Annotated in this window: 6 protein-coding genes; all 6 read left to right on the forward strand. The window is 62.7% G+C overall.

Features of this window, described 5'->3' with window-relative positions; all coding sequences use genetic code 11:
- Position 1 precedes the first annotated feature (1 nt).
- Genes E4662_RS11330 through E4662_RS11355 form a run of 6 tightly spaced genes read left to right on the forward strand, consistent with a single transcriptional unit; the run spans position 2 to position 7623 of the window.
- Positions 2–2062 carry a phage tail length tape measure family protein gene (locus E4662_RS11330; protein ID WP_136441636.1) on the forward strand — a complete coding sequence of 687 codons (2061 nt, stop codon included), beginning with the start codon at positions 2–4 and terminating at the stop codon, positions 2060–2062.
- 3 nt (positions 2063–2065) lie between these two features.
- Positions 2066–2773 carry a hypothetical protein gene (locus E4662_RS11335; RefSeq protein ID WP_136441637.1) on the forward strand — a complete coding sequence of 236 codons (708 nt, stop codon included), beginning with the start codon at positions 2066–2068 and terminating at the stop codon, positions 2771–2773.
- The gene (locus tag E4662_RS11340; protein WP_136441638.1) at positions 2770–3399 is read left to right on the forward strand and encodes a hypothetical protein; all 630 of its coding nucleotides are present in this window, start codon (positions 2770–2772) and stop codon (positions 3397–3399) included. Before E4662_RS11335 ends, E4662_RS11340 begins: the two co-directional genes overlap by 4 nt.
- Before the next feature lies 1 nt (position 3400).
- A complete protein-coding gene (locus E4662_RS11345; RefSeq protein ID WP_136441639.1) occupies positions 3401–3793 on the forward strand; it encodes a DUF6950 family protein in 393 nt (130 codons plus the stop codon).
- A complete protein-coding gene (locus tag E4662_RS11350; protein WP_136441640.1) occupies positions 3778–5841 on the forward strand; it encodes a phage tail protein in 2064 nt (687 codons plus the stop codon). The genes E4662_RS11345 and E4662_RS11350 overlap by 16 nt, the downstream gene beginning before the upstream one ends.
- A gap of 27 nt (positions 5842–5868) precedes the next feature.
- Positions 5869–7623 (forward strand): hypothetical protein, encoded by a 1755-nt coding sequence (locus E4662_RS11355; protein ID WP_136441641.1) that lies wholly within the window; start codon positions 5869–5871, stop codon positions 7621–7623.
- Positions 7624–7651: the final 28 nt, after the last annotated feature.

Consider the following 7651-nt stretch of genomic DNA (forward strand, 5'->3'; position numbering starts at 1 on the left):
AATGGGTATGGGCAATGCCATCATCGGCGCGCTGCGCGTTGTTCTGGGCATGGATAGCGCATCCTTCAACGATGGGGTTGGGGCTGCGCAAAAGCGGGTTGCCGCGTTCCGCAAGGACATGCAGCGCACGGGCCGGACACTGAGCCGGGCGGGTGCCCGCATGACTGCCGGTTTGACTGCGCCGCTTGTCGGTCTGGCCTACAAATCGGTGGCAGCTCAGAAAGAGCAGGAGAGGGCGATTGCCTCTGTCAGCGCTGCGCTGGAAAGCATGGGCGATGGCGCGGGTTACACGCTTTCGCAGCTCGAAGAGATGGCGTCGGCGTTGCAGGAGAAATCGCTCTACGGCGACGAGGCGATCCTGTCGAAGGTGACTGCAAACCTTCTGACCTTTGGCAATATCTCGGGCGACGTGTTTGCCCGCGCGCAGCAGGCGGCGGTCGATCTGTCCGCCCGGCTGGGGCAGGATCTGCAATCGTCCGCAATCATGCTCGGCAAAGCGCTGAATGACCCGGTGCAGGGTCTCTCAGCCTTGAGCCGGGTTGGCGTGTCGTTCACCGAAGAGCAGAAGGCGCTGATCAAGGCCATGGCTGAGGCCGGTGACGTGGCAGGGGCGCAAGCGGTGATGCTGGCGGAGCTTGAGCGGCAGTACAAAGGGCAGGCCGAAGCTCTGGCGAACACGGACAGTGGCAAGATCACGCAAGCCATGAACGCGATAGGCGATGCCATGGAGAAGGTCGGCGCGATTATTCTGCCGATCCTCGCCGACATCGCGGGCTATGTGAAAGGGCTGGCGGAGCGGTTTCAGGAATTGTCTCCGGAGACGCAGCGCTTTGTCGTGATCGTCGGCGGGCTTGCAGCCGCCATTGGCCCCGTGGTTGCCGGTCTCGGCTTGATGCTGACCGCCCTTGCGCCTCTGGCCGGGGTTGTATTGGCGCTGCTGTCACCGTTTGGACTTCTCGCAGCGGCCGTCACGGCAGTGGGCGTGGCAATCTATGCAAATTGGGAAGGTTTGAAAGAGGACTTCCCGGCGATCACCGGCGTGATCGAACAGGCCTTGTCGGTGCTGAAAGAGGCGTTTGCTGCTCTGTTTGAGGCTGGGCGCATTGCCTTTGACGGGATCAAGGCTGCGCTTCACGGGTTGGCTGTGGGCATCGAAGCCATGCTGAACGGCGAGTTCGGCGCGGTTTGGGAGGCCGGTGTTCAGGTCATCAAGGATTTCGGGGCGGATGTTCTGGACGCGCTGGCGCAATTGCTGGTGGATGTTGTCGAGGCGGCACTGAATATCGGCTACGAAATCGTTGCGGGCATCAAGCGCGGCCTGCAGGAAAAATGGGAAGATCTGAAGGCCTATGTCGGCGGGCTCGGCACTGGCATTGCTCAAGGCTTCAAGGATGTGCTTGGCATCCACTCTCCGTCCCGGGTCTTTAAGTCATTCGGTGGCTACATCATTGACGGTCTGGTCCAGGGGATTAAGGGCGGCTTGGGCCTTGTCAGTGGCGCGGTCGCGCAGATGTCCGACGCGCTCAACATGTCTGAAGTGAAGGGTGAAGCTGAGCAAACAGAGAATGCGTTCGCCGAAATTGGGAAGACTGCGAACAGCGTCTTCGGCGGGATCGGTAAGCTGATCGGCGAGGGCATTCGCGGTTTCAAGTCCTTCGAAGAGGTTCTGGCGGGTGTGGCAAAGTCGCTGGCCAAGTTCCTCGCCCAACAGGCCAAGGCGGCGCTGGTGTCCAAGGTTGGGGGATCCGGCAGCCTGGCCGGAACGCTGCTCGGCGGGCTGTTCAGCGGCCTGGTAGGCTTTGCCAATGGCGGTTCATTCGATGTCGGCGGGGCAGGAGGCATCGACAGCCAGGTGGTCGCGTTCCGCGCCAGTCCGAATGAAAGCGTGCATATCACGAAACCCGGTCAAACGCTTGGGGATGGTCCGCCGATGACGGCACATCTCGTTGTCGAATCTTCAGAAGACTTGCGCGTGGTGGCTGCGGATGCAGGCCGGACGTCCTCCATGCAGGTTATCCAGGCGAGCAATCGGATGATCCAGCAGGATCAGAGGCGAGGTTAAGACATGGTTCGGGTTATTGATCTGCCGCCGGTGGTCCCGGTGCGGCATGCGCCTTTTTGGTTGGAGACGGACACAACTTCTGCAGGCGCTGGCCTGGATGGCCGCGAACAGGTTGTCTTTACGGAAAACCGTCGGTGGGTGTCCGAGATTGAAATCCCGCCTTTGAGGGCGTCGGCAGCGCGTTTGGCCGCGGTTGTCGGTGATCAGCTGCGCGGGCGCGCCAATCTCCTGCGCATCACCTTTCCCAACTTCGGGACAGCCACTTTCGAGGGTGATGAGGATGCGTTTCTGCGCTCCATTGGCATCGCGCCGGAGGACATTGCGCGGGGCTTTGTTCTCTTCGGGGATGGCAGCAGCTTTGACGATGGTGCGGGTTTCGCGCTGCCGGATCACGCCGAGCCGACCGTTGTCAGTGGCGCGGCGGCGGGGGCTTCGTCGCTTGAATTGGACGGGTTTCTGGGGCGGAGCCTTGCGGTTGGGTCGTTCTTTTCGATCAATGATTTCCTCTACCGCGTCGAGCAAAATACCGACGGTACAGTGGTGTTCAATCCGCCATTGCGTGAGCCGGTGAGCGCGGGCGATGCCGTGGCGGTGACCATGCCTAGCGTCCTGGTCCGTCTGCGCAACGATGCCGGATGGCGCGTGTTCCAGCAGTTTGGGCGTCATTCAGAAAGAATGCGCTTGCGGGTGACAGAGGCCTTCGACCGATGATGGAGTTTGTCGCGGCGCAGCCTGAAGAGTACCGCGCGCCGGTCATGGAGCTGATCTCGGGCGGGGCGGTGATGGTGGCGGTGATGCTGCATCTGGACTTTGCCGATGAGCCGATCCGTCTGAGCAATCGCAACGTGCCGTTCACGGATCTGAAGTGGGGCCATGAGTGGGGCGCGGGCGGTGGGCTTCTGGTGGGCTTGCCGGAAGTCACCGGCGGGGATGGCCAACTTGCGCCGTTCCGCGAGTACCAGCTCGGCATGCCTGATGAGATGATCGACAACGATCAAAGCGAGACCTGGGCCGCCGGGGTTGTGGCCATGGTGGGTGATGTGTCGAACTATCGGGGGCGAGATGCGGGGCTCTTCTTGCAGCTCTTCGATCCCGAAACCGAAGCGCCGGAGGGTCATCCTTTCGCAGTCGACATAGGGTTCATGGACAGGATGACGGTTTCGGTTCTGCGTGGCGGGGCCATTGTGCGCTTGACCACAGAGAGCCTTTTGGCTCGCAAAGGCGTGCCGCCCTACGGGATGCTGACCTACTTCGACCAAAAGCGCCGGCACGCCACCGACGAAGGCCTGCAGTTCGTCACAGAGGCGGGCAAGCTGATCAAGTGGACTGACTGGTAAGATGCTGGCTGATTTCATTGCCTTGACCCGAGACGATCCATTCGTCTGGGGGCAAAACGACTGCGCGCTTTGGGCGGCTTCCGCCGTCCGGTTTGAGACAGGGTTTGATCCTGCCGCCGATCTGCGCGGGACGTACAGCAAGGCGGCGTCCAGTCGGCGCATGATCCAGAAGGCAGGCGGGCTGCTACGGTTGATCGAACCGCGCATGCGCTGGCCGGGGCTGCGGGATCTGAGCGGCGACGGGGCGGCGGTCTTGTCTCTGGATGATGGCAGCGACGGTCAGACGCTGTGCGGACTGATCCTCGACGGGCGTGCGGTCCTGCGGATGAAGTCCGGCCTTCAGATCACGGATGATTTCACGGTTCTGCGGGGGTGGTCATGGCACCAGCATTAGGCGCGCTGCTTCCGGGGCTATTCGGTGCCGGAGGCACGGTTGCTTTAGTTACGGCTGCCGGGTCTTTGACCTGGGCTGGTATTGCGCTGAACGTGGCCGGGTCTTTGGCACTGAGTGCTTTGACAGCGCCAAGACTTCCCGACGCGGCCAAGCCAGAGAACATCCAGATCAACAACAAGAGCGCCACCGGGCCGCGCATCGGTCACGTGGGGCGCGTTCTGGTGGGTGGGAATATCGTATTTCACCGGGCGAAAAACGGGGCCTCCTATCGCGTGATTGTGCACGGTCACGGCGAGATCACCTCCGTTCTGGAGGTGCAGCTCGATAGCCGTGCCGTGCCTCTGGATCCGGACGGCTATGTGGACCGCGATCACCCGCCATACGTGCGGCGGCGGAATGGCGGTGCGACCATCAATCCGAAAGTCAGAGTGCTCGGACGTGATGGCACGGTGCCCAGCACCCACTACGGAGAGATAACCGGCATTTGGCCAGAGTGGAGCGCAGATCATCGCCTCGATGGCCTTTGGACCAGCATGATTTGGGCGCGGTCGGTCAGCGCCACGAAGTTTCAGAAGGTGTTCCCCAACGGGGAGCCGACCTTGAAGGTTCTGGCCGAGACGGCGGCGTGTTTTGATCCGCGCAGCGGCCTGTCCGGTTTCACGGAAAACGCGGCGCTGGTGATCAATCACTATGCTTCGCTGCCGGACGGGCTCAATCGGCCCGACGCCTTTGACGTGAATGACATCGTCGCGGCGGCGGACATCTGTGACCGCGATGTCGCCCTGGCGGAAGGCGGGACGGAAAAGATGTTCCGCCTCGCCGGGTCGTTCCTGCTGAATGAGAAGCCGCAGGATGTGCTGGGCCGCATGCTGACCGCCTGCGCAGGGCGGGTGCGCCTCAAGCCCACTGGCAAGATCGGGCTGAAGGTTGGGGCTTGGGAGCCGCCGGAGTTCACACTTGGTTTCGGCGACATCCTCGAAGTGCAGGAGGTCAACCCCGGCCCGGACTTGCTGGACCGCTACAACCAGGTGGTAGGGCGCTTCACCAGTCAGGACCTTGGCTACATCGAAGTGGATGCCGAGCCATGGCGGGATGATGTGCGGGTGGCAGAAGACGGGGAGGTTCTGACCGGACCGGACAAGACGCTGATCATGTGCCCGTCACATCGGCAGGCACGGCAATGCATGAAAATCCACATGGAGCGGGACAACCCCAAGCAGGAGGTCTCGCTGCTCTGCAAACCCAAAGCGCTGCCTGCGATCTATGAGGACACAATCGCGCTGGATATGCCGCAACTGGCGCTGGTGGGGGACTATGAGGTCGCGCGCTATTCTCTGAGCTTCGAGAAAGGCCTTCTGCGGGCTGTCGCCCTGGTCTTGCGCAAGGTTGATTCAGCGGCCTATTCTCTGGCGCTGGAAGAGCAAGGCGCGGTGCAGGAGCTGCCGGAGCCGGACAACGAGGAGGGCGTTCCTGTGCCTGAAAACGTGGTCGCGGGAGGGGCAGGGGTGCAGGCGGCTGCAAACACCTTCGTCGCGGGGATCTCCGCAGGCTGGGCCGCGCCGCCGAGCGATGCGCTCTCGCCTGTGGTGCGCTACAGCAAGGCGGGCGAGGACAACTGGAAAGACGTGCCGGTCAACGATGAAGCCACGTCGGTCGAGATTTCCGGACTGCAGGACGGGCAGGCCTATGACGTCAGCGTGGCCTTTGTCACGCCCGGCGGGGTCGAGGGCGAAGAAGTGATTGTTGAGAACGTGGTTGCGGTTGCGGTGGTTGATCCGCCTCTGCCGCCCACCGGCCTTACGGTCACCGATCAGAGCGGCGGTGTGGCGCTGGTCGAACTGACGGCCTCTGCCTCCGCATCGCTGTGGAAAACGGAAGTCTACCGCGACGGGGTGTTGGTTGGCTCGATCTATTCCGGGCCGGGGGCGGCGATTTCTTTGTCGGACAGCTCAAGCCCCGGCACCTTCGATTGGACGGCGCGTTCCGTCGATGTGTCGATCAAGGATTCCGCGACTGACGCAGGGCCCGTGACGGCCACAATTACCTGAACTTACAGACATCAAGAGGTGTAAAGCATGGTGTTTCCACACGGGGGCGCAGGCCAGATTTGGCGTGACCAGGTCGGTCCTAACAACGACGGCAAGCCGGAAGATGAGGCGCACGGGCCAAAAAAATCGGAAATTCGCGGCTGGGGTGGTGACGTTGAGGGCCGCATCGCGGCGATGGAAGAGTCCACCTTCGGCATCACCGGCCTGCGACCGCGTGAAAGCGTTCAGCTTCGGGCAACCGTGAACAAGGTGCTGTCCGGGGAGCAGACGATTGACGATGTGCTGACCAGTGCCAGCCGTGTCCTTCTGACGGCCCAAACGGACCCGGCGGAGAATGGGCCTTGGGTGACAGCCTCTGGCGCTTGGACGCGCCCTGCGGACGTCGATGAGGCGTCAGAGGTCAACCTGTCGGCCTTCTATGTGGAGGAAGGCACCTTTGGCGGCGGCAAGTCCTACGTGCTGGCCGTCGCCGCGCCGGATACCTTCGTTCTTGGGACGGATGCGATTGCCGTTCACCTCGCTGGCGATGCTGCGTCCCTGACCGGGCTTCTGGCGGCAGGGAACAACCTGTCGGATGTTTCGGACCCGGATGCGGCGCGGGCCAACCTGGGCGCGGCTGGTGCAGAAGACCTTGACGGTCTGGTCGCCGCAGAAGAGCTCGCCGAAGAGAGCGGGGCTGTGTTTGCTGTTGTTGATGGCGCAGGGCGGCGGACATGGATGGAGACCGCGCCGGATGGCGGGCCAACGGACCAGGCGGCGGATCAGATCGGCGCAAAGCTGACGGCGGGCAACACTCCTGCAATGATGGCGACAGAGGACATTCTGGACGAATCCGGGGTTCTCTTCGGCTTTGTGGATGAGCAGGGCCGCCGAACGGATCTGGAAGTCGGCCCCGATGGCCGCTTCACGAAACGCGTCATTGATAACATTCTGGCCGCAATGGAGGTTTCGGGCCGCGTTGTTTCCGGGCCGAACTTCGTAGCCTCCGGGGACAGTCTGACGGCGGGGTCGGGTGGTGGCGGGATAAGCTATCCCTCCGTTCTGGCTGGCCTGACCGGGCGGGTGGTGACCAATCTTGGCGTCGGGGGCGAGGGCTCGCGCACCATCGCCGGGCGGGTTGGGGCCTTGCCTTATCTCGCCACGCCAGCCGGTGACCAACTCCCGGCATCCGGCGGCGTCACGGTCACGTTGACCGGCACCGATGGCGGCGCTGTTGCGCCCCTCCTGCAGGGAAGCGCAGGCCTCAATCCTTGCACACTGGAAGGGGTGGCGGGAACGCTGTCGGAATCGGGCGGCACCTACACCTTTTCCCGCGCCGCCTCTGGATCGACGGTTCCGGTGCCCCGTCCGGCCCCGTTGATCACGGCGGCAACCGCGCACAAGGGCGACATCCACTTGTTCTGGTGGGGCCAGAATGACGGCACCAACGATGCCACCGACATCATTGCCCGAATCCGGGCGGGGATCGACTGGATGGACGCGCTGGACAAGCGGTTCCTGGTTCTCGGCTTGACCACATCCACGCTGGATTACCGTGCGCCCATGCATGCGCAATTTTTGGCGGCCTTCGGGCGGCGCTTTGTGAACCTGCAGGAATACCTCGCCAGCTACGCCGCGCTCTCGGAAGTCGAGATCACGCCCACCGCGCAAGACGACTCCGACATTGCTGCCGGGGTGGTTCCCGACAGCCTGCGCAGCGATGCGACGCACCTCAATGCCGCCGGTTATTCGCTGGTCGCCAATTGCATTCATAACCGGGCCATCGAGCTCGGCTTCCTCTAAGGAGAATACGCCGATGGGCAAGAAAATC

Source organism: Pacificoceanicola onchidii, from assembly GCF_004804335.1.
Classification (GTDB): Bacteria; Pseudomonadota; Alphaproteobacteria; order Rhodobacterales; family Rhodobacteraceae; genus Pacificoceanicola; species Pacificoceanicola onchidii.